Annotated in this window: 20 protein-coding genes and 1 tRNA gene; 6 read left to right on the top strand and 15 right to left on the bottom strand. The window is 45.3% G+C overall.

Features of this window, described 5'->3' with window-relative positions; genetic code table 11:
• Positions 1 to 235: 235 nt before the first annotated feature.
• The 4 genes from JHD44_RS10320 to JHD44_RS10335 form a co-directional block, all read right to left on the bottom strand.
• The gene (locus JHD44_RS10320) at positions 236 to 1,033 is read right to left on the bottom strand and encodes an ABC transporter permease (RefSeq protein WP_199462678.1); all 798 of its coding nucleotides are present in this window, start codon (positions 1,031 to 1,033) and stop codon (positions 236 to 238) included.
• A complete protein-coding gene (locus JHD44_RS10325) occupies positions 1,030 to 1,917 on the bottom strand; it encodes an ABC transporter permease (protein ID WP_199462679.1) in 888 nt (295 codons plus the stop codon). The genes JHD44_RS10320 and JHD44_RS10325 overlap by 4 nt, the downstream gene beginning before the upstream one ends.
• A complete protein-coding gene (locus JHD44_RS10330; protein WP_199462680.1) occupies positions 1,910 to 2,992 on the bottom strand; it encodes an ABC transporter ATP-binding protein in 1,083 nt (360 codons plus the stop codon). The genes JHD44_RS10325 and JHD44_RS10330 overlap by 8 nt, the downstream gene beginning before the upstream one ends.
• A 76-nt stretch (positions 2,993 to 3,068) precedes the next feature.
• Positions 3,069 to 4,181 carry an extracellular solute-binding protein gene (locus JHD44_RS10335; RefSeq protein ID WP_199462681.1) on the bottom strand — a complete coding sequence of 371 codons (1,113 nt, stop codon included), beginning with the start codon at positions 4,179 to 4,181 and terminating at the stop codon, positions 3,069 to 3,071.
• A 311-nt stretch (positions 4,182 to 4,492) separates the two neighbouring features.
• Here JHD44_RS10335 and JHD44_RS10340 point away from each other — a divergent pair, with 311 nt between their 5' ends.
• On the top strand, positions 4,493 to 6,463 hold the full coding sequence (locus tag JHD44_RS10340; protein ID WP_199462682.1) for a methyl-accepting chemotaxis protein: 1,971 nt from the start codon (positions 4,493 to 4,495) through the stop codon (positions 6,461 to 6,463).
• Between the two features lie 64 nt (positions 6,464 to 6,527).
• On the opposite strand, the gene serA is transcribed toward JHD44_RS10340, so the two are convergent.
• A complete protein-coding gene (gene serA / locus JHD44_RS10345; protein WP_199462683.1) occupies positions 6,528 to 7,757 on the bottom strand; it encodes a phosphoglycerate dehydrogenase in 1,230 nt (409 codons plus the stop codon).
• Positions 7,758 to 7,980: 223 nt separating this feature from the next.
• Between serA and JHD44_RS10350 the strand changes: the two genes are divergently transcribed.
• On the top strand, positions 7,981 to 8,400 hold the full coding sequence (locus JHD44_RS10350) for a hypothetical protein (protein WP_199462684.1): 420 nt from the start codon (positions 7,981 to 7,983) through the stop codon (positions 8,398 to 8,400).
• Between the two features lie 21 nt (positions 8,401 to 8,421).
• Here the strand turns inward: JHD44_RS10350 and trmA are convergent, their stop codons facing one another.
• The 10 genes from trmA to tkt form a co-directional block, all read right to left on the bottom strand.
• On the bottom strand, positions 8,422 to 9,516 hold the full coding sequence (gene trmA / locus JHD44_RS10355) for a tRNA (uridine(54)-C5)-methyltransferase TrmA (protein ID WP_199462685.1): 1,095 nt from the start codon (positions 9,514 to 9,516) through the stop codon (positions 8,422 to 8,424).
• Between the two features lie 77 nt (positions 9,517 to 9,593).
• Positions 9,594 to 10,502, bottom strand: a complete 909-nt coding sequence (locus tag JHD44_RS10360; protein WP_199462686.1) for a hypothetical protein — start codon at positions 10,500 to 10,502, stop codon at positions 9,594 to 9,596.
• 59 nt (positions 10,503 to 10,561) lie between these two features.
• Positions 10,562 to 11,257 (bottom strand): 5'-methylthioadenosine/S-adenosylhomocysteine nucleosidase, encoded by a 696-nt coding sequence (mtnN, locus tag JHD44_RS10365; RefSeq protein ID WP_199462687.1) that lies wholly within the window; start codon positions 11,255 to 11,257, stop codon positions 10,562 to 10,564.
• A gap of 12 nt (positions 11,258 to 11,269) precedes the next feature.
• Positions 11,270 to 13,723, bottom strand: a complete 2,454-nt coding sequence (locus tag JHD44_RS10370) for a hypothetical protein (protein ID WP_199462688.1) — start codon at positions 13,721 to 13,723, stop codon at positions 11,270 to 11,272.
• Positions 13,724 to 13,803: 80 nt separating this feature from the next.
• Positions 13,804 to 14,910 carry a hypothetical protein gene (locus JHD44_RS10375; RefSeq protein ID WP_199462689.1) on the bottom strand — a complete coding sequence of 369 codons (1,107 nt, stop codon included), beginning with the start codon at positions 14,908 to 14,910 and terminating at the stop codon, positions 13,804 to 13,806.
• A 128-nt stretch (positions 14,911 to 15,038) separates the two neighbouring features.
• A tRNA-Leu gene (locus JHD44_RS10380) sits at positions 15,039 to 15,123 on the bottom strand.
• A 90-nt stretch (positions 15,124 to 15,213) separates the two neighbouring features.
• On the bottom strand, positions 15,214 to 16,281 hold the full coding sequence (gene fba, locus JHD44_RS10385; RefSeq protein ID WP_133561815.1) for a class II fructose-bisphosphate aldolase: 1,068 nt from the start codon (positions 16,279 to 16,281) through the stop codon (positions 15,214 to 15,216).
• Between the two features lie 246 nt (positions 16,282 to 16,527).
• Positions 16,528 to 17,691, bottom strand: a complete 1,164-nt coding sequence (locus tag JHD44_RS10390) for a phosphoglycerate kinase (protein ID WP_199462690.1) — start codon at positions 17,689 to 17,691, stop codon at positions 16,528 to 16,530.
• Positions 17,692 to 17,720: 29 nt separating this feature from the next.
• Complete coding sequence (locus JHD44_RS10395; RefSeq protein WP_199462691.1) at positions 17,721 to 18,755, bottom strand: type I glyceraldehyde-3-phosphate dehydrogenase; 1,035 nt, start codon at positions 18,753 to 18,755, stop codon at positions 17,721 to 17,723.
• A gap of 68 nt (positions 18,756 to 18,823) precedes the next feature.
• Positions 18,824 to 20,824 carry a transketolase gene (gene tkt, locus JHD44_RS10400; RefSeq protein WP_199462692.1) on the bottom strand — a complete coding sequence of 667 codons (2,001 nt, stop codon included), beginning with the start codon at positions 20,822 to 20,824 and terminating at the stop codon, positions 18,824 to 18,826.
• A gap of 363 nt (positions 20,825 to 21,187) precedes the next feature.
• Between tkt and metK the strand changes: the two genes are divergently transcribed.
• From metK to gshB, 4 genes are all read left to right on the top strand, one after another.
• On the top strand, positions 21,188 to 22,351 hold the full coding sequence (gene metK / locus JHD44_RS10405; protein WP_133561807.1) for a methionine adenosyltransferase: 1,164 nt from the start codon (positions 21,188 to 21,190) through the stop codon (positions 22,349 to 22,351).
• Positions 22,352 to 22,402: 51 nt separating this feature from the next.
• Positions 22,403 to 23,134 carry a 16S rRNA (uracil(1498)-N(3))-methyltransferase gene (locus tag JHD44_RS10410; protein ID WP_199462693.1) on the top strand — a complete coding sequence of 244 codons (732 nt, stop codon included), beginning with the start codon at positions 22,403 to 22,405 and terminating at the stop codon, positions 23,132 to 23,134.
• A 154-nt stretch (positions 23,135 to 23,288) separates the two neighbouring features.
• Positions 23,289 to 25,004 carry a TolC family outer membrane protein gene (locus JHD44_RS10415; protein WP_199462694.1) on the top strand — a complete coding sequence of 572 codons (1,716 nt, stop codon included), beginning with the start codon at positions 23,289 to 23,291 and terminating at the stop codon, positions 25,002 to 25,004.
• Between the two features lie 162 nt (positions 25,005 to 25,166).
• The gene (gene gshB, locus JHD44_RS10420) at positions 25,167 to 26,120 is read left to right on the top strand and encodes a glutathione synthase (protein ID WP_199462695.1); all 954 of its coding nucleotides are present in this window, start codon (positions 25,167 to 25,169) and stop codon (positions 26,118 to 26,120) included.
• Positions 26,121 to 26,127: the final 7 nt, after the last annotated feature.

Genomic DNA, 26,127 nt, shown 5'->3' on the forward strand with positions numbered 1-26,127 from the left:
TCTTGCGTCTCGTTCGATCCGCTTCGCAGTCCGTTGTGGTCTGCCGTGTCAGTGGGTGCGTATAATACGCATCAGGATTTTTAGTGCAAGCACTTTTTTAAACTTTTAATTAAAAAGTCATTCCCTTGTCATAAAACCTTAAGGGGATGTAAGTTTTAGTTCGTTTATTAATCAAAATCAAGAAAAAGGGGCAAAAACTTTGCCCCTTTCTAGAAATATCACAGCAATACACTGATTAGGTTGGCTGCTTTTGTTCTTTGCGCCGTTTAAGTTCATACGCAACCGCTAAAGCAACCGTGATCAGAATCAGAACTAAACCAAGTGCATTCACTGCAGGTGTCAGGCCTGTCCTTACTTTTGAAGCAATGTAAACGGTTAACGTCGTGTCATAGCCTTTCACAAACAAAGTCGTATTGTAGTTCTCGAATGACTGCAAAAAAGCAATCACTGCCGCGGAGTAAATCGCAGGATTAAGGTAAGGCAGCAAAATTCTTCTAAACGCCTGCCATTGCGTTGCCCCTAAACTGAGCGCAGCTTGCTCCAATGTTCTGTCAAAGCGTTGCAACCTCGCCAACACCATCAGCATCACATAAGCAGCAATAAATGTTGTTTGTGCAATTACAGTCAACACAATACCACCACTCACATCTAAGCTACGCCAGAATATGAGTGTTGAAATCCCGACAATTACACCTGGAGTTAACAGTGGAGACATCATTAAAGAGTAAAGGAATGTTTTCCCCTTCCCTTCAACTGTAGATAGAAAGAGCGCACAACTAACACCAATCGGAACCGCCACGATTAACACACCAATTGCCACAACAATACTATTACCCAATGCAGCCCACATAGCGCCATCTTGAGCGAGCGCTTCAAACCATTTTAAGGTGGCACCTTTCCAAGGAGATATAGTCGGAAAGCGACTATCGTTGAAGGTCGCCAATCCCATTACAATCAGTGGCGTAAACAGATATAAAAAGAAGACGCCTATATAAAAGCGTACACCTACTTTAAAAAGGGTTTCAGATTTCATCGCGCGATATCCCCCAACCCGACTTTAAAGACCTTCATGACTAAACCAATGAACCCAATACAAATCACTAGCAACAAGAATGCGTAAGCCGCACCTTGGTTCCAATCCCCCCCTTCAAAGAACCAGTTATAAATAATCTGGGTAAACCAGCGACTTCCAGGTGACCCTAACAATGCCGGCACAGCATAACTCCCCGCCGCTAACATGAATGTCATAATGCAGCCTGTTGCAATACCTGGTTTCGCATGAGGAATGATGACGCGATAGTGCGTTCTGATCCAACCCGCTCCCAAGTTACGAGCAGCTTTGATTTGATTGCCATCCAAGCTTTCAATCGCGTTATAAATAGGAAAGATCATAAACAGGATGTATGCGTACACCATCCCGATTAACACCCCGCCATCACCCGAAAGAAAGCGTATAGGTCTGTCGATCAACCCCAACCCTAGTAGCAGTGCATTCAAAGGACCTTTGTAGGCAAGAATGATGTACCACGAAAACGTACGTAATATTTCATTGATCCAGAACGGAATTAATAGCAGCAAGAGACACAATGCAGCCTGTTGTGGCGTAGCCACCTTGGCAAGATAAAAGGCTAATGGGTAACTCACAACAAGCGTTAAGAACGTCACTAGAACGCTCGACCATATCGTCTTAAAGAAAATGGTCAAATGAATCGTGTTACCGAACAGTGTTGTATAGTTTTCTAATGTGTAATGATCTTTGTCAGAACCTATTTCACTGGGCAGTAAATTAGGCTTGAAGGAGTAATCGACCATTAACAATTGCGGCAGAATAACCATGCCAATCAGCCAAACCGCAATCAATGCCACAACCCCAACAGATAAGGGCGCACCAAATCGAGCTTTGAGCTGACTAAACATCACCCACCTCCCCAGCAATCACAATAGCATCAACTGCACTATATGAAAGCGCGAGCTCTTTCCCTGAAACCATATCAGATTGATACTGATTAGCACCAAGCTGAACAGACAGCGCTCGTTGATCTAGCGTCCTACTATTAAGGGTTAGATAAGAACCTTCAAAATTAACTTCATCCAGCTGAGTCATGATTTGGCAATCACGCTGTGAATCCAAATGCAGAGATTCAGGGCGAATAAATAATGTCGCCGTATCACCAGTATTGAGCGGCTTATGCGCTTTCCCTACTAACTGCCCCAGCACACCCGCATCAATAACCGCCTCACCATTGGCATACGATACTACCTTCCCTGTGATGCCATTATTCTCTCCAACAAAGGATGCCACAAAAGCCGTATCTGGCTGCTTATAAAGAGAAATAGGATCCGCGACTTGTTGTAATTTGCCGGCGGACATCACCGCAACACGATCCGACATCGTCAGGGCTTCACCTTGATCGTGCGTTATGTAAATAAAGGTTATCCCTGTCTTACGTTGAATTTCTTTTAGCTCCGTGCGCATATGCTGGCGCAACTTTAGATCCAATGCAGACAGAGGCTCATCTAGCAGCAATACCTGCGGCTCGACAGCCAAGGCACGAGCGATAGCGATACGCTGCTTTTGACCACCAGATAACTCTGATACTTTCTTGGTTCCGCTACCTTCTAAGGCCACTAATTCAAGTAGACGATCTGAGGTTTTTCGACGCTCAGCTTTGGATACGCCACGAACCTCTAAACCAAACTCAATGTTCTCAGCAACCGTCATCAAAGGAAAAAGCGCCAAGTTTTGAAAGATCATTGAGGTTGGACGCTTATTCGCCGGCACACCACGCATGTCTTGACCACCTATGCGCACCGCTCCCTTTGTCGGCTCGAGAAAGCCACTTACCATGTTTAGAATCGTGGTTTTGCCACAACCAGAGGGGCCTAGAAAACTGAAAAACTCGCCTGACTCTATTTTAAGATCCATTTGCTGAACGGCGGTAAAGTCACCAAACTGCATAACGACATTATCTAAGTGAACACTGCTGTCCATACTTCCTCTCAATCTTATTTTTGAAACGCGAAAAGCCCGCTGAGTACTCAGCAGGCTTTATTGGGGTTAAAACAGCCTAGGCAGATAGGTAACGGTCTTGGTATTCGTTACGCAGTGCAACGTACCAAGGCTCCTGAATAGGCCACCACCACAGATTCGCCAAATCTTGTTGAGAGTATGAGTTGTTAAAGAATGCTTTCGTTGATTCAGGAAGAAGCTCTGAAGCACCTTTTGCTGTAGAGTTGTAGCCTGTTGCTTTGACGAACATCGCACCCGCTTCAGGCGTGTAATACCAGTTAATAAACTCGTACACCGCATCAACGTTGTTTGCATTTTTCGGAATAACAAAGCCTTCCATCCAGGCAAGGGCACCTTCTTTAGGCGCACCGTAGGCAATCGGCTCACCCTCTTCGCCCAATTTGAACGCAGTACTATCCCATGTTTGACCGATGACTGCCCCGTTGGTACGGAATGCACCCTGAGCTTCATTCTCTGTTGACCAGAACTGAGCAATCATATCTTTGTGGGCAACTGCCTCCTTAAGAATGACATCAAAGTTGGCACGCATGGCTTTTTCAGACTTGTATGACTCAAGCAATGGGAAAGGTAACTTACCCATTTTCTCTAACCACAAACCAATTCCAACCAAGGCAGAATGGCCACGAACTGTAACGCCACTCGCATGCTCAGGTTTCCATAGATCGCCATAACTTAAATTCTTAGGGTCTACATCAGCATAATCTTTGTGGTAAGCAATCGCCTCCGTTCCCCAATCAGATGGAGCAAAGTAACGCTTACCTTCCACAACACCGCCCACTTCTGAGCCAGACATAGCACTTTCTAGACAGCCATCCCATTTAATGCGAGTTGTATCAAGCGGCTGAACCAGGTCGTAGTCCACATAGCCAGGCACGCGGTCAACGGTCGGCATGATGATATCAAAGCCTGTACCATCCGTTGCTCGAAGGGAGTTCATCAACTCATCGTTCGTGCCATATGGTGTAAACGTTGCATTGATACCCGTTTTCGCTTTGAAATCTGCCAACATTTCATCAGTAATGTAGCCAGCCCACGCATAAATCTTCAGTTCTTTATTCGCAGCAACAGCCTTACTAATGGAAAAAGGGGTTGCGGCAACTGCGCCTGCAACAGAGGCCCCTTTGAGAAATTGACGACGAGAGATGCTCATGATTGCTCCTTGTATCCTTATGACATTCGTTTTCCAACCGGAATAAAAAGTCACCTTATTATTAAATAGTTGTTCAATTATTGGTGGCTAATGTGTCAATTTAGTGACGAAAAAATGAACAGTCAATCAAAATCTGAACCAAAAAGACAAGATTAACCCTTTCATAAGACATTAGAGAAAACTTACATAACGCTACATTAAAGGGATGAAACATACATTTCGCTACATTTAGCCGACTCTGAAACATAGCTGTCATATTTCAAGAATATTGTAGCAACCGATGTCTAAATCGCTTTAATAGAGAGTCAATCTTGAAAATATCCCACGTAACGCGCGCCACTACTGTTTGCTATCTTGTGATCGCTGTCGCTTTAGCGGCACTCTTGCTCTGGAGTACGCAAAACTACCGGATGGCTTTTGAGCAAAACAGTACGTTCAATAAAGTATGGGAAGCCTCTGCGATCAAACTAGAACAGAAAATTGAGCGTTATTTATCTTCTGGAGAAGCATCACTGCTACAAGAATCGGAAGCCTTTATCCTTGACGATATTCAGCCAATGCTTGCGACCCTTCCAGAGTCTTTGCAAACCTCTCTTAATGCTCGTTTTAGCGCCATTGTAGAGAGCCTTCAAACTGACGTACGCGCCGCAGGTAAGTTGTCAGGAAATTCATACGCTTTGATCGAGAACAATGAGCGCCAAATGCTGCTCTCTCTCGCTTATTTAAACCAAACCATTAACGATTCTGGTGATACGGTAGAGTCTTCCGTAGTGATGCAATACTTGACTAGCCAAGCTAACATTTTTGCCGCACTTGCCTCACTGCAACAGGCAACAAAGAATTACTTAAACAGCTCAACGAATGAAAACAGAGCACTTGTCGATCAAGCAAATCGCACCTTAATCGCTCAAGTGGAACGCCTTACTTCACTACCTGCTTGGCATAAAGCCAACTCGGATGAGGGCAGCGGCGCTGATGATCTTTCCGCATTAATGGGCTGGAGCAGTAACGAAGAAAGCGAGGAAGAATCCGATGCTTTTGAAGAAACAAAGAGCGAGCTAAATACTTGGTCAAACCGTTATCTAAAAGATGTTGATAACAGCCTCGCAGTCATTGAGCAAGCAAATCAAGCCAAGGCCGCCATGCGTGAGCTGATCGAAGGACTCAGTTCTGACTTAGAAAATGGCACAGCAACCATTCAAGCCGCCACTGCAGAAACTGAGCGAAACACCCTGATTGCTTTTGGTGCCTTCGTCATTGTCATGGTGCTCACCACTATTATTGCCCACCTATTCCAAAGCCGAGTGGTAGTGCAAAGTGCCAAAGACCTTTACAACGCAGTCAAAGCACTGGTTGAAAGCGACGATATTCATACGCTCACCGTCTCAAACAGTAAAAATGAATTATCTGATGTAGCACGCTACCTTAATCGCTATCTTGAGCAAATCGCTGTACAGCGTCAGCAACGAGATACTGAGCTTAAAAACATCTCAACATCGTTGAATGAAATGCTAAATGCTTTTGCGGAAGTACATAATATTAGCGTAGCGTCTAAGACTGCTTTAGAACATACAGTTGAACAAGCATCCCATGTGGATGTTCTGGCCAACAAAGCAGAGGTCAGAGCAAAAGAGGTAGAAAGCTACGCACATGATACAAGTATGGCTATGGAGTTGAGCTCTAAGCAGGTATCCACACTAGAGCAAGCAAACAAAGCCACTGTAGATCGACTGAACAATAGCAAAACTGCACTTGAAAGCTTAGAAAACTCTGTTTCAAGCGCAAACTCCATTGTCAGCGGTATCCGGGATATCGCAGAGCAAACAAACTTGCTCGCCCTTAACGCTGCGATCGAAGCAGCACGAGCTGGTGAAGCTGGACGAGGGTTCGCAGTTGTCGCTGACGAAGTACGAACGCTTTCTGGCCGTACTCAACACTCCCTAGAAGAAATCACGTCAATCTTTGACTCTCTGAATAGCTCAACCACCAATTTACGTAAAAACCTAGAGTTAATTGAATCAGCTTCTTCAGAACAACGTACACTAACATTAGAGTTAGGACATTCAGCTCAGGAAGTTCAAGAAAAGTCACATCAATCTACTGTCCTATCGCGTAAAGCATCAGGCTATGCCGAAGACCAAAAGCGCAGTGTGAGCTTATTGACTGAAGCGGTTGAAAAAGTGCGCTCACAAGCGGATGAATCAGAACGATTCTTAGCGCAAATGACCAGCAATGTAAGACAAAAAATCGATGACATCACCTCAACTCTGGGCATTCGCTAATATTTAGATATAAAAAAGCCAGCACTAATATGCTGGCTTTTTTCATCTTGCTACATAGAGTCGCTTAGAAAAGTACGCGGGCCTTAATCGTGCCGTCTACTTCTTTCACTTTCTCTAATGCAATTTCACCCATGTCCGCATCTACTTCCATCACCATGTAACCAAGTTTCTCGGTCGTACGAAGGAATTGGCCAGAGATGTTAATGCCATTGTCAGAGAAGATAGAGTTAATCTTAGACAATACACCTGGACGGTTTTCATGGATGTGAAGAATACGGTGCGTATCCGCTTGCGCAGGCAATGCCACTTCAGGGAAGTTAACTGCCGCAGTTGTTGTACCAATATCAGAGTACTGAATCAGTTTCACAGCTACCTCAACACCGATGTTTTCCTGCGCTTCCATTGTCGAACCACCAATGTGCGGCGTCAAAATCACATTATCCAAGCCACGTAGTGGTGATACAAACTCTTCCGCATTGCCTTTCGGCTCCACTGGGAATACGTCAATCGCTGCTCCAGCAATATTGCCTGCCTTGATTGATTCAGCTAATGCTTCAAGGTCGACTACCGTACCGCGAGAAGCATTTAAGAAGATTGCGCCCTTCTTAATTTGTGCAATCTCTTCCGCGCCAATCATCATCTTAGTGCTTGGTGTTTCTGGAACATGTAGAGAGATCACATCACAGGTAGACAATAATTCTTCTAGAGACTTCACTTGACGTGCATTACCTAATGGTAGCTTAGTGATGATGTCGTAGAAGCATACTTCCATCCCCAACGACTCAGCCAACACACTCAACTGAGTACCAATGCTACCGTAACCAACAATACCTAAACGCTTGCCACGTGTCTCGAAAGACCCAACCGCAGACTTCATCCAGCCACCGCGATGTGATACCGCATTTTTCTCGGGAATGCCACGTAAAAGCAAGATCAGCTCACCAAGTACCAATTCTGCAACACTACGTGTATTAGAGTACGGCGCATTGAAGACTACGATACCTTTGCTAGAAGCAGCATCTAAATCAACTTGGTTTGTACCGATACAGAAACAGCCAATTGCAACTAACTTATTTGCATGCTCAAGCACCTTTGATGTCAGTTGTGTACGGGAACGGATACCAATGAAGTGTGCTTCAGAGATTTTCTCGATCAACTCGTCTTCTGGTAGAGCTGTCTTGTGGTATTCAATGTTTTCGTAACCAGCGGCATTCAACGCCTCAATGGCTGATTGATGCACGCCTTCTAATAACAAAATTTTGATTTTTGCTTTTTCTAAAGAAGTGTTGCTCATGGCTTTTTTCGTATCTCTATGGTTTTTTGTGGGGGAATTTTAGACGCTATGGTATCACACTAGCTTGCGCCGCAAACCCAAAGATACTGGAAAGTCACTCATCTTGAGGGGAGTAATACTCAACTATACAACAATTTACACCTTAGCTACGCATTTTAACTGGCAAGAATAAGCTGGCAGCACTAGAATTGTGTTGTACAAAAGATAAGCAATGAGGTGAGCTATGCCCATCGAAGGTATTAATAACAGTTACATCAGTCCGTTTGATAATGAAACGGCGGTCACTGTCAACCCAAACACTGCAGTGTCTAGCAGTGCGTCAGAAGCCAGTGCAGCTCCTAGTTCGGTAGATGTTGCCGTTTCCTTATCGCCTCAGGCTCAGCAACTTGCACAAGATAGTATCTCTCAGCAAACTGTTGCTCAGACAGATGCATTAGATACTGGTGCAGATTTAACAACCGCCTCCCAATTTGGAGCCAATGCTACGGCTAACAATTCATCTGTTGCCGCCGGAGTCAATGGAGCGTCAGGCGACACTCTTAACGCGGCGCCTTCCAATTCCAGTCAAAGTGCTAGTGTTGCTTCGCAATACAATATTAGCCCTGAGTCAGCTTTAGGCCAAACGATTGACTTTTCTGCTTAGGACGCCGTATTTCTAGAACGTTTAGATACGTTCTAGAAATACCCCAGCTTCAACATGGTGAGTGTATGGAAACTGGTCAAACATGGCAAAGCGAGTCACCTTATGGGTAGTCGATAACGCCTCTAGATTCCGTTTCAATGTTTCTGGATTACAGGAAATGTATAGAATCTGATCAACTTTTCTCACTAGTTCTACAGTACCATCATCCAAACCAGCTCTTGGTGGATCCACTAAGACTGTTGAGGGAGACAACGTATCCATTCCCGCTTGTAATAATGCCTTTGGTAATTCACCTTCCCCATTCAATGCAGCAGACACATCTTCACTGGCCATTTTGACGACTTGAACATTATTCACACCGTTCATCGCGATGTTTAGAGAAGCTGAGTTAACGGACACTTTAGCGATTTCTGTACCAATTACTCTATCAAAGCGGCGTGCCAAAGGAATCGAAAAGTTGCCATTACCACAGTACATTTCCAGCAAATCGCCCGAGCAGCCTTGTGTAACATCAAGTGCCCACTCAAGCATTTTTTCACTGATGCCTGCGTTGGGCTGAGTGAAGCTGTTTTCAACTTGCTGGTAATGGTACTTGCGACCATTTACCGTTAGAGTTTCCATGACGAAATCGCGGGTTAAAATTTGCTTACGCTTGCGACTACGACCGATAAAGTGGCACGCAGGAAAGAGGCCATTCAGTTCGTGAGCGGCTTGGTTCCATACGTCATCAATGGGTTTGTGGTAAAGCATACTAATCAATGCTTCACCTGTTGTGGTCGTCAGAAAGTCGACTTGGAATAGTTTATGGCGCAGTACAGGAACATCTTTAATCGCGGCCAGCAACTTTGGCATCAGCTCATTGATAAGAGTAGACGCTGCTAAAAACTGGTCGACCCGAATCGGGGTACGAGGGTCTGCGGAGTCAAACATTGCATAATAGAGGTCATCCCCTTCATGCCAAACACGAAACTCAGCACGCATACGGTAATGGCTTGGCGCACTCTCAAAGATTTCCATTGATGGCAACTCTAAGTCTGCCATCAATTCAGATAAAGAAGCCTGCTTAGCCTGTAACTGTGCCGTGTAGTGTTCAGGATGTATTTGGTCGGGTCTCATGCAAAAGTCCACTAAACTAGTATTCAAAAAGGGCGCGAATTATACAAAGAGTTCGTCTATTTTGCGAACAATGCCTTTTATAAAAAGCTGGGACCCAATAACACTTCTAACGACGCAGTTAAGGATAACTCTGACTGGTAATCATTCTCTCGCTCATAGGTCACCTGAGGCTTCAACTGACCAATCAGCCAATTGCTATATAAAACTTGCTGGTATTCTACATAATATAGAAAACTTTCGGCCTTAGGCTTTGATCCTTCTTGTAGGTAACTCACTTGATAACGCAGTTTACTTCGATCAGATAAAGCATGATTTAAATAAAGGTTCTGACGCCAGTACGTTTCCGAATCCAATTCAAGATAAGTCGTACCGAACTCCGCACCAAATTCAAACCGGTCTGAAAAGGGCCTTCTTGCGGCAAGGCTATAGCGCCCCCCATAACCAAGAGAATAATAACTAAACAAAGCTTCATTTTGCTCAATTAGCCACTTACCCAGCTGATAATCTTGATCAAACTTGATACGCACAAATGGATCCATCGGCATTCGCACCAAGAGTCCCAAATCGATGTTTGCATTCCACTCGTCCTTTACGTAACGCAACATGGTCGCAAAACGCGTATTTTGAGCAGACTGTAGAATATTCTGTCCAGGCTCGTTATCCATCAAACGATTATCTTGTGTTAACTCGTCAGCGTCCGACTCGATAATTAAGTCCAATCTATTTTCGGTATTCGGCAAATGCAATCGAGCATCCAAATTAAAAAAGCCAGACACCCCATCTTCACTTTCTAAAATGGTACCAAAGCGTAGACTCACAAAACTTTTTTCATCGTTCTCATGACGTTGTCCGGAAAAAAATGCATCCAAGCCGTTGGACCATTCTCCAACTTTGTAGGACATGGTCTCATGGGTACTCAACCACCAGTCCTTGCTATCCCCGTCCTCTGGCAACACATCCGTCGCATACAGTGGAGAACTTAGCATAAGTCCCCACAGTGATGCAGTTTGCAGCTTTCCTAGGCACAAACGCCATACATGCCATTTCATAGTCCGTGCAACATTTCTCGAATCATCAATGATGAGTTCTGAGCAGCCACACTTAGATACTCCTCAAAACTAGCAGGTGATTCTTTATCGGCAACATCCGAAAGAGATCGAACCACAACAAAGGGAATAGCAAACTTATGACAGACCTGCGCCACTGCAGCGGCTTCCATCTCAACCGCTTTCAGACTTGGAAAGGCGGCGCGAACTTGAGCCACACGGCTCGCTTCACACATGAACACATCACCCGTTCCAATCAAGCCAACTTTTGCATTCACTTTACCGATTTTAGCGACAGCATTCTTGGCAGCCTCTACCAATGCAGCATCTGCAGTAAATGTTTCTGGCAAACTTGGTAATTGCCCCAAACTGTAGCCAAAAGCCGTAACATCGACATCGTGATGCACAACTTCATCCGAAATAATCACGTCCCCTACTTCTAATTCAGGGTCAAACCCTCCTGCTGAACCAATGTTAATCACGACAGAAGGAGTAAAATTTGCCATTAACAATGTCGTTGACACTGCAGCATTCACTTTACCAATACCAGATTTAAGAAGTACAACTTCCTTGCCGTCTAATTGACCAGTGAAGAAATCACAGCCTGCAATAGAGGTTTCTTGAACATTGGTCATCCACTCCTTGATTACGGCAACTTCTTCATCCATTGCACCAATTAAACCCACTACACTCATAATGATCTCACTCTAAATTTTTAATGTTTGAAGCAAAGAAGCGACCACAGTACTATCAGGGATTCGCTCATCCATATCCATAAAAAGCATTGTATCAGGTCGTCCAGAAAAGTCCTCTAGCACCACCCATCTAGTATTAACGAGTTGCACTAAATGAAGCTTGTTAGCACGTAAAGCCGTTTTATCATCCAACACTATAATAATCACAGGACTAGTATGACGTAGAACAGAGACTAAATTCTCGACATCCACCTCTCGACGCACGACATAGCCATGCGCACTTAACTCTGACTGCCAAATAACTTGGCTAATCGAAGAGCCTCCAGTGATGATAAAATTCGTCTCTTGGGTTGCCCACTCACCCATTCGAATTGCAGGTAGGTGGTTCAACGCTTTGATATGTTCTAATAAACTAAACGCCATTAGCTGATGAGAACAAAGCCAATTGTTTCCTGTATGATCTGCAAGATGATCCGCCAAATACAAGATAGGCAGCTCATCCTCTTCACTCACATGCACTAGCTTCTGCACATAAGTTTCCGCTAAATCGATATCACCAAGGCCTATAAGCAGTAAGTCATATTGACAATGGTAAGGAGCACTTGCTGAAGAAAACTCCGCAAACGAAGCATAACAGTCGTATTCAATAGCAAGCGATGTAAGCAATTGGTGGACTCGGTCAGTGTCAACAAAATCATTTGTTATAAACGCGGCGTTCACATTAAGTGCTGCTTCGGATACATCAGAAACGACAGTATCAACAGCAGACGTCATTTTAATATAACCGCCCTTCGATACTTCATATCGCCCTTTCAGCAATTTAGGGTACTCCTGACAAAGCCAAGTTACGCTGGGACTACTATCATCAGCCCCATACACTTTTATCAATAACCCCTTCTTATCCCAGCCAAATACAAGATGCCTACCCGTTGTTGAACCATGCATACAAAGTAATAATGCTGTTTTAATCATATGCGCATGGTCTGTTGTCCACCGCCCATGCAATACAGCATCTTCTAACGATAGCTCAATCTGATACTGGCGATCTTGCGCTATTAACTTCTGTTCTAGCCAATCCTGCTGCTGCAGAATTAAATGCCCTAACGAGCACTCTTGTACTAATTCCTCTGGTTGCTCTGCAATACTTTTCAGTAACTCCCCCACCACGACAAGCCAACTAACGGTTGCTTCAGGGTACTTTGTTAACAACTCAGAATGCGCAGACATTTCCTGAAAGATGAGCTGAGGAAGAGGTTGTGGGCGATCGAACGCTTGCCGGGGGAAGCGATGGGTCAGATGCCAACGCAATCTTCGAACTTCACTCACATCTTTACCTACCAACATAACACTTCGAAAACCATGCTCATTTACAAAGGTATGCGTTTGAAAAGCGTACACTTTAGGGTGATCTTTCAACTCCAGCTCAAACCCTCCACCATACTCACCTTTTAAGGCTCTTTGTATAGGCTGATGGCAGGCAATAGGCGTCATATCGAAAATAGTTTTTGCTGTCGCAGATTCGGGGAAGATCGTTGCAGCTTCTTCATTTATGTCCGTTACTCTGGCAGATTCATCGCAAAATAAAATGGCTGCTTGAAGAGAGTTTAATAATAGATCTAAGTGTTGATCTCGTGCTTTTAGCCTCACTTGAAAATGACTGAGTTGCGCTAAAAGAGGCTCAAACTCCTGATAAGTTAAGGTGTCTATACGGCCTAAAGCAGGGAGTCCTGCAATAGGCATAAAAAGTGTTCGTTGCGCATGCCATTGGACAAACCAATACAGCACCATCAGGCCAATCAAAACAGAAAGACTGCCAATGATCGCCCAACTACTAAAGGATTCAACCAGTGGCCTTGAATACCTAACTTCAACAGCTAACTTGTCTTCCAACGTTGGTAGCGACAGGGTACTTTCGTGCTTCACATACGGAGCATCATCCGAGAAGCTGTTTAACTGTTCAATCAGCAGCGGATGCCCCAACACATTATTAATTTGTAAATAGTCCGCTTCCGCGCTTCCAATTAAATCACTCGCTAATGCCAAGTTGTTATTAAGAGAAATAAAGCCATAAAAAAAGCCTTTACTGAGCCCCTCCGAATCCGCTTCAAGTGAGTACTTATATACAAGAAACTCGCCATTATCAGAGCTGGAAATATGCTGCCAAACATCTGTTCCAACGCCTTTAGTCAGGCCTGCCACCTCATCTCGAGTGTATAATCGAATCCTTGGGTCTTCCATGAATCGGCCATCCGTCAAAGAAGCATAGAAAAAGTCCAAGCCGCCAAAAAACAGCACATCATGTAACTGGAATAAACTGTCGATGGTTTCACCATCGCCAATCTGCTCTGACAAGAACTTAACTTCAAAGTTGGCACGATCGAGATAAGCAGCAAAACTTAAATGGATTGCTTCCGCACGTTGTTGTTTCATTTCCTCTGCGTAATAACGTTGAGTGAAAAAATCCATTAGCCATATCACGGCACAGATCAAAACCCCAATCAATAGAAAGGAAGGAGCAATACTACGTGAAAAGTGTTTACGTAAACTCAGCGTGGCCATAGTGCAAAGGAATATTGAAGCGCTTGTTGAAAAGTTAGTTGACGAGTTTGCTGATCCATATCGCGCGTTAAAAATGTGACCGTTTCTGTGTAGACCCTTGGAAGTAGACGCAATTCTATATCCGCTTTAATCGCTTCCGCAGCAGCTATAGCCATATAATCCTTCATATCTAGAACTGTAACCATCACAACCCCTTGCTGATGCGCTGCGTCGAGGCGCCTTTGGCCTAACCAAGCGTTTGTACTCGCTGACATTGACGGGTTCGTCATTAACACGTCAATTACACGCTCACTGATCTTAGGTGTACATGAGAAGATAAAGTGCTGGCGCTCATCAGGCTGTTTTGCAAGCAAAGCATCTAATACAGGCTCAATACCCTCTTCTAGATCCTTTACACGATAACGATATCGCACAGAACGACCTAATCCAGCTAACTCATTCAAGAACATCTGGCAATCACTTTGCCCGCTTGTCGGACTTACCTCAGATATAGCGTCAATCACAGCATTGCTATCCAAGCCTCTATCTAACAAACTCGCCAGACGATGCATCATAAGCGCCTTATCAGTCCCAATATATAGCAAAGGAGGATGTAAATGCCACGCTGGAAAAGGTGCAAAGCTATTCAAAATAATGACTTTTGACCCATCTTGGAGAAGTAAGTGCTCAATTAATGGTCGATTATAGTCATCGACACCATCTACAATGACATAATCAAAGCTGGTTGCCTGAATACTTTGATACTTATAGAACATGGCAAGCGTCCCCTCGTCACGAGGAACATAAAAAACGTCTAAACGAAAGTCCATGTTGAGCTCTTGCATGCGTCGTTTGAACGCAAAAAACCAAGCTTGGTTTTGAGGTATTTCTGGGTCAGTCCGAAGTATTACAGCAATTTTTAAGGTTTCAGGATAGATACTAGACAGGCGAATGGGCTGTGAATGAACTCGAACAGAAAGCTGTTCAATCAACGGAAGTTGGTTTGGATTATCTTCTAGATAACGCTGTAAGCTAGTAGACGGCTGATTAAAGCCATATGCCCAATCTATCGGCGTTAGCAGTAATGCAAAACAGATGAGAAGAAAACGCTTCAAATACTATCGCCTCATAAAATCTTACCTTAAAGGGACATTCTAACGATAAGACTCAACAAAGGTACATTGAAAGCATCAAAAAGGCATAAAAAAAGCCGAGTCACTAAGTAACTCGGCTTTCTTTAATTTGGTGCGGAAGGAGAGACTCGAACTCTCACGCCGTGAAGCACTGGAACCTAAATCCAGCGTGTCTACCAATTCCACCACTCCCGCTTTGGAATGGCGAGCATTATAGGTGAACCATTTTTCAGGTCAACACTTTTTTAAAATAAATTTAAAAAAGTCACTCGCTCATTCTATTTATTAGAAACGACGGCCGTTTGAGTACTCACCGTGCTCGTAACGAATTGCCATTTCTTCCAGATCAATCGTATGAATACGTGATGCTTGACCCGCTGAACCGAACGCTTCGTAACGATCAATACATACCGCCTTCATCGCTTTGATGCTTTCAGTTAAGTATTTACGTGGATCGAAGTTACCTTTGTGCTCTGCTAGGCTACGACGGATCGCACCCGTTGCCGCTAGACGCAGGTCTGTATCAATGTTGACTTTACGAACACCGTAACGAATCGCTTTCACGATTTCTTCTACTGGCACACCGTAAGTTTCTGGAATCTCACCACCGAATTCGTTGATGATTTCTAACCAGTCTTGTGGCACTGATGAAGAACCGTGCAACACAATGTGTGTGTTAGGCAGTCGTTCTGCGATGCGGTTGATACGTTCGATGTCTAGAATGTCACCGGTTGGTGGACGAGTGAACTTGTACGCACCATGACTTGTGCCGATCGCTACCGCTAGGGCATCAATACCTGTTGCTTCAACAAAATCAAACGCTTCGTCTGGATCCGTCAACATCTGTGAGTGGTCTAGAATACCTTCTGCACCCACACCGTCTTCTTCACCTGCTTGGCCAGTTTCTAGAGAACCTAGACAGCCCAACTCACCTTCTACAGAGACGCCACATGCATGGGCGAACTCTACTGTACGACGTGTCACATCAACGTTGTATTCGTAGCTTGCTGGCGTTTTACCGTCAGCCATCAAAGAGCCGTCCATCATCACTGATGAAAAACCAAGCTGGATTGAACGTTGACAAATTGCTGGGCTCGTACCGTGATCCTGGTGCATGACTACCGGGATGTGTGGGTAATCTTCGATCGCCGCTGCGATTAAGTGGCGAAGGAAGTGAGAGCCTGCGTACTTACGCGCGCCAGCAGAAGCTTGCATGATAACAGGCGAGTTTACCTCGTCTGCGGCTTCCATGATCGCTTTTACCTGCTCCATGTTGTTCACGTTGAACGCAGGTAAGCCGTAATCATGCTCTGCTGCATGGTCCAGCAATTGACGCATACTAATTAAAGGCATAAAAGTTTCCTCTGACAATGAAGTTGATTGGTGTCTTTGCAAATAACAAAGCACCCATTAATGTTTATCCATGCGCATGTGTGTCACATGTGGCTTTACGCCTTATCGTTATATTGTCATTCTGTCTAATGACAGACCGGTCACTCTCTAAGTGTTAGTTATTATAGTGATGAGATGGTCATCATGACGCATCTCATCGTGCAGGGTTTTCCCTGTCTTATTCAAGTGTAAGCTTTTAGCTTTACACTAATTTTGCGTGCGCGACTCTAACATAGCAACAGCTGGAAGCACTTTTCCTTCAACAAATTCTAGGAAAGCACCGCCACCAGTGGAAATGTAAGACACTTTTTCAGCAATGTCATATTTATCCACTGCAGCTAGCGTATCACCACCACCGGCAATAGAGAAACCAGCACTGTTAGCAATCGCCATAGAAAGTGCTTTGGTACCTTCACCAAACTGATCGAACTCGAATACACCTACTGGGCCGTTCCAAATGATCGTCTGAGCACTTTCAAGTAGACCGGCAAGCTTCGCCGCCGCTTTCGGACCGATATCCAGAATCATATCGTCTGCTGCAACATCTTTCGCATCTTTAACCGTCGCTTCCGCATCGGCAGAGAACTCGGTTGCGACAACCACGTCTTCAGGCAGTGGGATATCTACTTTTTCCATCAGAGCTTTTGCTTGCGGAATCAAATCTTCTTCGTACAAAGATTTACCGACCGGGAAACCTGCCGCCGCTAGGAAAGTATTGGCGATACCGCCACCAACGATAAGCTGGTCTACTTTGTCAGATAGAGACTCGAGTACCGTTAGCTTAGTCGATACCTTTGAACCACCGACAATCGCAGCCATTGGGCGTGCAGGTTTCGCTAACGCCTTTTCAAGGGCATCAAGTTCAGCTGCCAACAATGGGCCTGCACAAGCAAGCGGTGCAAACTTACCTACACCGTGCGTTGAGGCTTGTGCACGGTGGGCCGTTCCAAAAGCATCCATCACGTAGATGTCACATAGCTCAGCCATTTGCTTAGACAATGCTTCATCGTCTTTCTTCTCACCCTTGTTGAAACGTACGTTCTCAACTAGAACGAGCTGTCCTGCTTCAACGTCAACACCGTTTAACCAGTCTTTCACTAGTGGCACGTCTTGCCCTAGAAGACCTGCTAAATGATCGGCAACCGGCTGCATTGAATATTGTTCTTCGTACTCACCTTCCGTTGGACGACCAAGGTGAGACATTACGATCACTTTGGCACCCGCTTCTAGCGCAAGCTTAAGCGTCGGAAGCGCCGCACGAATGCGTGCATCGCTAGTCACTTTGCCATCTTTTACAGGCACGTTAAGGTCTTCACGAATCAACACTCGTTTGTTCGCAAGATCCAAATCGGTCATTTTAATTACGGTCATGCACGATTCCTCGTCGTTTTTAAAATTCATTAGTGCTTAGCACTGTCTTCCAATAATTGTCGCCAATAGCATGCCACATCTAACATACGATTCGCGTAGCCCCATTCGTTGTCAAACCAACACAGCAGTTTCACTAAGCGACCATCGACCACTTGTGTTTGAGTACCGTCAATGATCACCGAGCGTGGATCATGATTAAAGTCCACCGACGCGTGAGCCTCCTGAGTGTAACCTAATAAGCTAGCGTATTTAGAGGATGCTGCCACTTGCAACGCGGTATTCACTTGTTCCGCGGTCACATCATTCTTCGTACGCACCACCATATCGATCAAAGAGACATTGATGGTTGGAACGCGTACGGCATTCGAGCTGATCTTACCCGCTAGGCTCGGTATCAAACGTGCGATACCACGGTCAAGGCCAGTGTTCACTGGTATGATTGAACTCATTGCCGAACGAGTTAAGCGCAAATCTTTGGTATTGTAAGCATCAATGATAGGCTGATCATTCATCGCCGAATGGATCGTCTGCGTTGCGCCGTGCTCGACACCCGCTAACGCCTCCAGTGTATCTAAAACTGGAATGACACAATTGGTAGTACAAGACGCTGCGGAGACTATCGTATGCTTAGCGCTGATGTCCGTCGTGTGATTAAACCCATAGACAATCGTGGCATCGACATCTGCCGAAGCAGGCTGGGACAACAGCACTCGTGGCACTCCTGCATCGATAAAACGCTGAATCTGCTCACGTTCTGCAAAGACACCCGAGCACTCAAGCACCATATCAACGTTTAAAGCTGACCAATCTAACTCTTCAGGCGTCGCTGCACTGAAGCATTGAATCTCATCTTCACCAATCATCAGGCTATTGCCTTTAATCGACACAGGCTTAGGAAAGCGGCCATGAGTGGTATCGTAGCGTGTCAAATAACTGATCGTTTCAATATCCGATAATTCATTGATCGCCACGACATGCATTCGGTCTTGATAACCGTTTTCGTAGATTGCACGAAGCACTGATCGGCCAATGCGGCCATAGCCATTAATCGCTACTCGCAACATAGTTCTCTTAAATCAAATCAAAGCAACAAAAAAGAGGAGCCAGAAGCTCCTCTTTCGTTGTGAAGCCGTTAGGCGTTCAGCAGTTTCTCTGCTGTGGCTACTACGTTTTCTACAGTGAAGCCGAAGTGTTTTAGAAGGTCGCCACCCGGTGCTGATTCACCGAATGTACGCATACCCACCATTGCACCACCAAAGCCTACGTACTTGTACCAGTAGTCAACGTGCGCTGCTTCAATCGCAACACGTTTCGTCACACTGCTTGGCAGTACAGATTCTTGGTACGCTGCGTCTTGAGCATCGAAAGCATCTGTAGATGGCATAGACACAACACGAACTTTCGTGCCTTTTTCTGCCAATGCTTTCGCAGAGTCTAGCGCTAGAGCAACTTCTGAGCCGGTCGCAATCAGGATTAGCTCTGGCGTGCCTTCACAGTCAGACAATACGTAACCACCTTTCGCGATGTCCGCTACTTGCGCATCAGTACGAGCAAGCGCTGGCAAACCTTGACGGCTGAATACCAAAGACGTTGGACCAGAGCGACGCTGGATACCTGCTGCCCAAGCTACCGCTGTTTCCGTTGCATCCGCTGGACGCCATACTGACATGTTTGGTGTCATGCGTAGGTTCGCAAGTTGCTCGACAGGTTGGTGTGTTGGACCGTCTTCGCCTTGACCAATTGAGTCGTGGGTGTAAACGAAGATATTCTGAATGCCCATCAATGCAGACATACGTACTGCGTTACGCGCGTATTCCATGAACATCATGAAGGTTGCGCCGTAGTTGATGAAACCGCCGTGTAGCGAAACACCGTTCATGATGCCGCTCATACCGAACTCACGTACACCGTAGAATACGTAGTTACCCGCTGGATCTTCTTGAATGCCTTTTGAGCCAGACCATAGGGTTAGGTTAGAACCTGCCAGGTCAGCCGAGCCACCTAGTAGTTCAGGCAAAATTGCACCAAACGTACCGATCGCGTTTTGCGACGCTTTACGACTAGCAATGTTTTCGCCTTTTTCTTGGCACTCTTTGATGTAAGCAGCCGCTTTTTCAGCGAAGTCTGCTGGCAATTCACCTTTGATTACACGGCGTTCGAATTCTGCTGCAAGCTCTGGGTAAGCCGCTTGATACGCTTCGAATTTCGCTTCCCATTCTGTTTGAGCTGACGCCCCTTTAGATTTCGCATCCCAACCTTCGTAAACATCAGCAGGGATTTCAAATGGTGCTTCTTTCCAACCTAGGAATTCACGCGCTGCGGCGATTTCTTCATCACCTAGTGGCGCACCGTGACAGTCGTGGGAACCTGATTTGTTTGGAGAGCCAAAACCGATGATGGTTTTACAACAGATCAATGTAGGCTTAGACGTTTCAGCTTGCGCTGCTTCGATGGCTGCCTTGATGGCTTCTGGATCGTGACCATCTACATCAGCAATCACATGCCAGCCGTAAGACTCAAAACGTTTTGGCGTGTCGTCTGTGAACCAGCCTTCAACATGACCGTCGATTGAGATGCCGTTGTCATCCCAGAATGCGATCAATTTACCTAGACCTAACGTACCCGCCAGAGAACACGCCTCATGGGAGATACCTTCCATCATACAACCGTCGCCTAGGAAGCAGTATGTGTTGTGATCAACAACGCTGTGGCCTTCACGGTTAAATTGTGCCGCTAAGGTTTTCTCAGCAATTGCCATACCTACTGCGTTACTGATACCCGCACCTAGAGGACCAGTCGTTGTTTCAACGCCATCCGTATAACCATACTCAGGGTGACCAGGAGTTTTTGAGTGCAGTTGACGGAATTGCTTCAGATCTTCAATAGATAGGTTATAGCCTGAAAGGTGAAGCAAAGAGTAAATCAACATAGAGCCATGGCCGTTCGACAATACGAAACGGTCACGATCGACCCATTTAGCGTCAGTTGGGTTGTGTTTTAGAAAGTCATTCCAAAGCACTTCTGCAATGTCAGCCATGCCCATAGGCGCGCCTGGGTGTCCAGATTTTGCTTTTTGAACCGCGTCCATACTAAGTACGCGAATAGCATTAGCAAGTTGTTTACGAGACGGCATTGATTATCCACTCCTGGTTAATGTACGAAATGTCGTTTCATTCTCCATGCTAACCCCAGTTCTTGCAACGGCCTCGGGTAATGCATGCCCAATAAATGAGCAAAGAGAATGAAATTGCACAAAGATGGCAAAGATCATAGCAAAAAAGCTGCACTAACACCCTACCTTAAACGCTTAATTGCTTGAATTTTAGTCGCCATTGGTTCATTATCCGCATCACAGCGTCGATTTGTTTCGGCTTGCGGACGCTATATAAAATCAGCTAAACAGAAGCAAGGCAGCCTGTTTAGCAAATCTTTCAGCTAAGCGGGTTTTTTTATGCCTGTTTGGCGCTCTAGAATCTACATTTATAGAGGCACAAACATGTCAGAATATTCTTTATTTACTTCAGAATCGGTTTCTGAAGGCCATCCAGACAAAATCGCAGACCAAGTATCTGATGCCATCCTTGATGCCATCTTAAAAGAAGACTCAGAAGCACGTGTTGCGTGTGAGACACTCGTGAAGACGGGCATGGTATTGGTCGCTGGTGAAGTCCGTACCAATGCCTGGGTTGATATCGAGGACATCGCTCGCGGCGTGATTCGTGAAATCGGTTACAATAGCTCAGACATGGGCTTTGACTGGGAATCCTGTGCTGTACTCAATGCCATCGGTAAGCAGTCTGTTGATATCGCGGTAGGTGTTGATGAAGCGGATGCAAAAGAACAAGGCGCCGGTGACCAAGGCCTAATGTTTGGTTTTGCTACCAACGAAACCGATGTCCTAATGCCTGCACCGATCACTTACTCACACCGTTTGGTACAGCGCCAAGCAGAAGTTCGTAAAAACGGTACACTAGACTTCCTTCGTCCAGATGCGAAAAGCCAAGTGACATTCCGCTACGACGAAAATGGTAAGCCATGTGCTATCGATGCTGTGGTACTTTCCACTCAGCACAGCGCAGCGATCAAGCAGGCAGATCTTCGCGAAGCGGTAATGGAAGAGATCATCAAGCCGGTTCTGCCTGAAGAGTGGTTGTCTAAAGACACTAAGTACTTCATCAACCCAACTGGCCAATTCATCATTGGTGGCCCAGTAGGTGATTGTGGTCTAACTGGCCGTAAAATCATCGTAGATACCTACGGTGGTATGGCGCGTCACGGCGGTGGTGCTTTCTCTGGTAAAGATCCATCAAAAGTTGACCGTTCTGCAGCCTATGCAGGTCGTTACGTAGCGAAAAACATCGTTGCTGCAGGTCTTGCCGACAAGTGTGAGATCCAAGTGTCTTATGCCATTGGTGTCGCTGAACCAACTTCTATTAGTATCAACACATTTGGTACAGGTAAAGTAAGTGACGAGCTAATCTCTCAACTAGTACGTGAACACTTCGAGCTTCGTCCAGCAGGTCTAATCAAGATGCTTGATCTTAAGCGCCCAATTTACTTACCAACTGCCGCATACGGCCACTTTGGTCGTGAAGGTGAGAACTTTACTTGGGAACGCACAGATAAAGCCGACGCACTTCGTAAAGCTGCTGGTTTATAATCTCTCGGATTTCCGTTATAAAAGCCCTCTCAACAGAGGGCTTTTTTATTTATGCGCATTCCACGTATCTACGTCGATCTACCACTTGCTGAACACTCCACAATTGAGCTTCCCGACGGTGCTTTCCAACACTGCTGTAAGGTGCTCCGCCTTAAAGAAAACCACCCTATTACTTTGTTTAACGGCAAAGGCGGGCAGTTCAAAGCCGAATTAGTTAATGTCCAAAAACGCTCGGCTCAAGTCGAAGTGGGCACCTTTGAAGAGTTAACAAACGAGTCGCCTCTTAAAGTAACGATTGGACAATCGATTTCTCGAGGTGAGCGTATGGATTATGCCGTGCAGAAAGCCGTCGAAGCAGGTGTTTATAAAATACAGCCATTGTTTAGCGAACGTTGCGAAGTGCGGTTAAACGATGCCCGTTTAGAGAAGCGCGTTCAACATTGGCAACAAGTTGCCATCAGCGCAGCGGAACAATCTGGTCGCGGCATTGTGCCCGAAGTCTGCTTCCCCATCGAACTAGAGAAGTGGGTACCAGATTGTAATGATATGTTAAAACTAACATTACATCATCATAGCCCTCGTCCGCTATCGGATTTTGCAGAACCGACCAATAAACAAATAGCCTTATTAATTGGACCAGAGGGCGGTTTATCTGAGACAGAGGTTGCTTTAGCTAAACAATATGGCTTTTCGGCGATCGCACTAGGGCCTCGAGTTTTACGTACAGAGACCGCCCCTATTGTGGCGTTAACCGCATTAAACATACGCTGGGGCGATATTTAGCGTTTACATTTTGTTACATTTTAATGTCCTATGTAACGTGAAGACCTTATTAAGCCACTAGCCCGTTTTCTAAACTATATTTTAGAATTGTGTAAAAAATCAGCTAGCATATATTTCTTACTCTTTATTTTACTACTTACATCAGGTGGAGCTCATGTTTCGACAAAAATTCTTGGCAAGTAGCATTGTGTTGGCTACGTCACTATGCGCCCTTCCAGCCATGGGCATCACCCTTGAAGAAGCCACATATCGAGCGGTTGAAAGCAACCCAAGCATTAGACAAGCCATCGCCTTGTACCAAGAAAGCCTAGAGAATACTGAAGTCTCTCGTCGAAACGGTTACTACCCATCTGTAGACCTTAATGCTGGGATTGGACACGAAACCACTTACGACTATCAGGGCAGTGGCGAAGATGTTTCTTTGACAAGAAGAGAGTTAGCGCTCACTTTGACTCAACCCATTTTTAGTGGTTTTAGCACTTCAAATGACGTAAAGCGCTTGAAAGCTGAAGCTGAAGCCAATCGCTGGAATGCGTTAATACAAGTTGAAAACAAAGCCTTAGAAGTTGCTCAAGCTTATACTGACGTTTTGCGTAATCGTGAACTTTATGAGTTAGCACAATCCAACTTAGAAACTCACAATCGTATTTATCAGCAAATCCGAACGGCCAGTGAGTCTGGTGTTGGTCGTCAATCTGATTTCAGCCAAATCACTGCACGACTAGCTAAAGCGGAAGCGAACCGCTTATCTGCAATTGACAACTTAAGAGCAGCTGAAGCAAATTACGTCAACGTTGTAGGTGAAATGCCCCCAGCAGAGCTGATCTATCCTGAACCAGATCGCTCCATGTTACCTAAGAGTTTACAAAGCGCCATAGATCAAGCTATTAAGAATAATCCTGCAATTGATTCAGCTCAATGGGATGTAACGGCTACAGAACACGTGGTAAGTGGCGCAAAATCTAGTTTTTACCCAGAGCTTAACTTTGTTGTAGAACGAACATTTGATAACAATATTGATGGCGCGGAAGGTAGCGATGAAGACCTTACAGCCATGCTTCGTTTAAGCTATAACCTATTCAGTGGTGGTGCAGATAAGCGAGCACAAGAAGCCGCGACGCAGCAGAACATCCAAGCATCAGAGATCAAACGAAACACAGTTCGTGAGACAGAACTGACTGCACGCCTAGCATGGGCGGCATATGAAGCGTCACTAGGTTCAAAAAGCTACTTGCAACAATATGTTACTGCAACAAAAGAGTCTCAGCTTGCTTACGCACAACAATTTAATTTAGGCCGCCGTACATTGCTTGATGTACTTGATAGTGAGAATGAGCTTTTTGAGGCTCGTCAAGACTACGTTAATGCAGACTACGATGAGCTATATGCTGAGTTTAGATTGTTCAATAGCAAAGGGGACCTAATGCGTGCTCTTCGCATATACCAACCAGAAGAGCTTGGATTTGAGCAAGAGGTCATTCCTAGAGAAAGAACAGCAGCAATGGCCACGGAAATCACAGCCCCGATTGCCTCTCCTGCAGTGACTTCTCCTGCTGCAGCACCTTACACGCCAGTCGAAACGGTCAGTGACTCTGCAACAGCAGGCACGCAGAATGTTGCTCCTAGAACTAGTTACCAAGTACCCGAAACAACTGCAGTACAACCAGCTACTACAGTCGTAACGCCTAGCTACCAAGCACCTGCAACAACAGCAGTACAGCCAGTAACGCCAGTTGCTACAACGAGTTATCAAGCCCCAACCACATCAACAACACCAAGCTACAATAGCAACTTTCCAGAAGGAAGTACGAGCGTTAGCGAAGATGGTGTCATATTCATTGATGCAACAGACAGCGCCAATGGTTGGTAAGCTTTCACCGTTCGAGCACAGCCATTAGGCTGTGCTCTTTCCTTTGTCCGATATTTTCTCACTCGATACTTATCTTTCCTGCTTTTAGTCCTTATACTCTTGCTTATATACCTTTCCATAGGCTCCTTTCATGCCTATTAGCCGAAACAGGAAACGAATTTTATGACCATAAAACTCGGCATTGTGATGGATCCAATCCATACGATTAACTATAAAAAAGACACTTCGCTCGCTATGCTTTGGGCCGCTGCTGATAAAGGCTGGTCAATCTATTACATGGAAGCGAAAGACCTATATCTTCAAAATGGCAAAGCACACGCTTTTACTCAGCTTCTAGACGTCTACAAAGACCCCGATCACTTTTATGATTTGGGTGCTGAGCAATGTATCGCACTGGGAGACCTTGACGTGATTCTAATGCGTAAAGACCCACCATTTGATATTCCGTTTATGCACGCTACCATGATTCTTGATCAAGCGCAGCGTGATGGCGCAATGGTGGTGAATAACCCTAAGGCTTTACTTGAGTGCAACGAGAAGTTGTTCGCTACTCAGTTTCCGCAATGCTGCCCAGAAGTATTGGTGACACGTCGCTCGGACTTACTAAAAGCGTTCCATAAAGAACATAAAGACGTTATTTTCAAACCGCTTGATGGAATGGGTGGTAGCTCTATCTTCCGCGTCAAAGAAGATGATAGTAACGTCAGCGTTATCATCGAAACGCTGACCAATATGGGTGCAGAGCAAATCATGGCGCAAAAATACATTCCTGAAATCAAGGATGGCGATAAGCGAATTTTGATTGTCGATGGTGAACCGATCCCTTACGGCTTATCGCGTATACCTGCATCAGGAGAAACTCGCGGCAACCTTGCGGCAGGCGGACGAGGCGAAGGCCGTCCACTAACAGAGCGCGAACGATGGATCTGTGATCAAGTCATCCCTACGTTAAAAGAGAAGGACTTAATGTTTGTCGGGTTGGATGTGATCGGTGACTATCTAACTGAAATCAACGTCACTAGTCCAACCTGTGTACGCCAATTGGATGAGCAGTTTGGTTTAAACATCGGCATGACATTATTAGATGCCATTGAGGCTCGCTTAACGGCACACTAATTCCTTT

Origin of the sequence: Marinomonas ostreistagni, from assembly GCF_016461785.1 — a bacterium.
Taxonomy (GTDB): domain Bacteria; phylum Pseudomonadota; class Gammaproteobacteria; order Pseudomonadales; family Marinomonadaceae; genus Marinomonas; species Marinomonas ostreistagni_A.

What these genes read in the sequence shown, in the direction of transcription:
- mtnN (WP_199462687.1), bottom strand. Translation starts at nt 11,257, where the DNA reads ATGAGTGTAGTGGGTTTAATTGGTGCAATGGATGAAGAAGTTGCCGTA.
- tkt (WP_199462692.1), bottom strand. Translation starts at nt 20,824, where the DNA reads ATGCCGTCTCGTAAACAACTTGCTAATGCTATTCGCGTACTTAGTATG.
- JHD44_RS10325 (WP_199462679.1), bottom strand. Translation starts at nt 1,917, where the DNA reads ATGTTTAGTCAGCTCAAAGCTCGATTTGGTGCGCCCTTATCTGTTGGG.
- trmA (WP_199462685.1), bottom strand. Translation starts at nt 9,516, where the DNA reads ATGAGACCCGACCAAATACATCCTGAACACTACACGGCACAGTTACAG.
- JHD44_RS10395 (WP_199462691.1), bottom strand. Translation starts at nt 18,755, where the DNA reads ATGTTGCGAGTAGCGATTAATGGCTATGGCCGCATTGGCCGATCAGTG.
- JHD44_RS10320 (WP_199462678.1), bottom strand. Translation starts at nt 1,033, where the DNA reads ATGAAATCTGAAACCCTTTTTAAAGTAGGTGTACGCTTTTATATAGGC.
- fba (WP_133561815.1), bottom strand. Translation starts at nt 16,281, where the DNA reads ATGCCTTTAATTAGTATGCGTCAATTGCTGGACCATGCAGCAGAGCAT.
- JHD44_RS10415 (WP_199462694.1), top strand. Translation starts at nt 23,289, where the DNA reads ATGTTTCGACAAAAATTCTTGGCAAGTAGCATTGTGTTGGCTACGTCA.
- JHD44_RS10370 (WP_199462688.1), bottom strand. Translation starts at nt 13,723, where the DNA reads ATGGATTTTTTCACTCAACGTTATTACGCAGAGGAAATGAAACAACAA.
- JHD44_RS10335 (WP_199462681.1), bottom strand. Translation starts at nt 4,181, where the DNA reads ATGAGCATCTCTCGTCGTCAATTTCTCAAAGGGGCCTCTGTTGCAGGC.
- JHD44_RS10330 (WP_199462680.1), bottom strand. Translation starts at nt 2,992, where the DNA reads ATGGACAGCAGTGTTCACTTAGATAATGTCGTTATGCAGTTTGGTGAC.
- JHD44_RS10360 (WP_199462686.1), bottom strand. Translation starts at nt 10,502, where the DNA reads ATGCTAAGTTCTCCACTGTATGCGACGGATGTGTTGCCAGAGGACGGG.
- JHD44_RS10410 (WP_199462693.1), top strand. Translation starts at nt 22,403, where the DNA reads ATGCGCATTCCACGTATCTACGTCGATCTACCACTTGCTGAACACTCC.
- serA (WP_199462683.1), bottom strand. Translation starts at nt 7,757, where the DNA reads ATGAGCAACACTTCTTTAGAAAAAGCAAAAATCAAAATTTTGTTATTA.
- gshB (WP_199462695.1), top strand. Translation starts at nt 25,167, where the DNA reads ATGACCATAAAACTCGGCATTGTGATGGATCCAATCCATACGATTAAC.
- JHD44_RS10350 (WP_199462684.1), top strand. Translation starts at nt 7,981, where the DNA reads ATGCCCATCGAAGGTATTAATAACAGTTACATCAGTCCGTTTGATAAT.
- JHD44_RS10390 (WP_199462690.1), bottom strand. Translation starts at nt 17,691, where the DNA reads ATGACCGTAATTAAAATGACCGATTTGGATCTTGCGAACAAACGAGTG.
- metK (WP_133561807.1), top strand. Translation starts at nt 21,188, where the DNA reads ATGTCAGAATATTCTTTATTTACTTCAGAATCGGTTTCTGAAGGCCAT.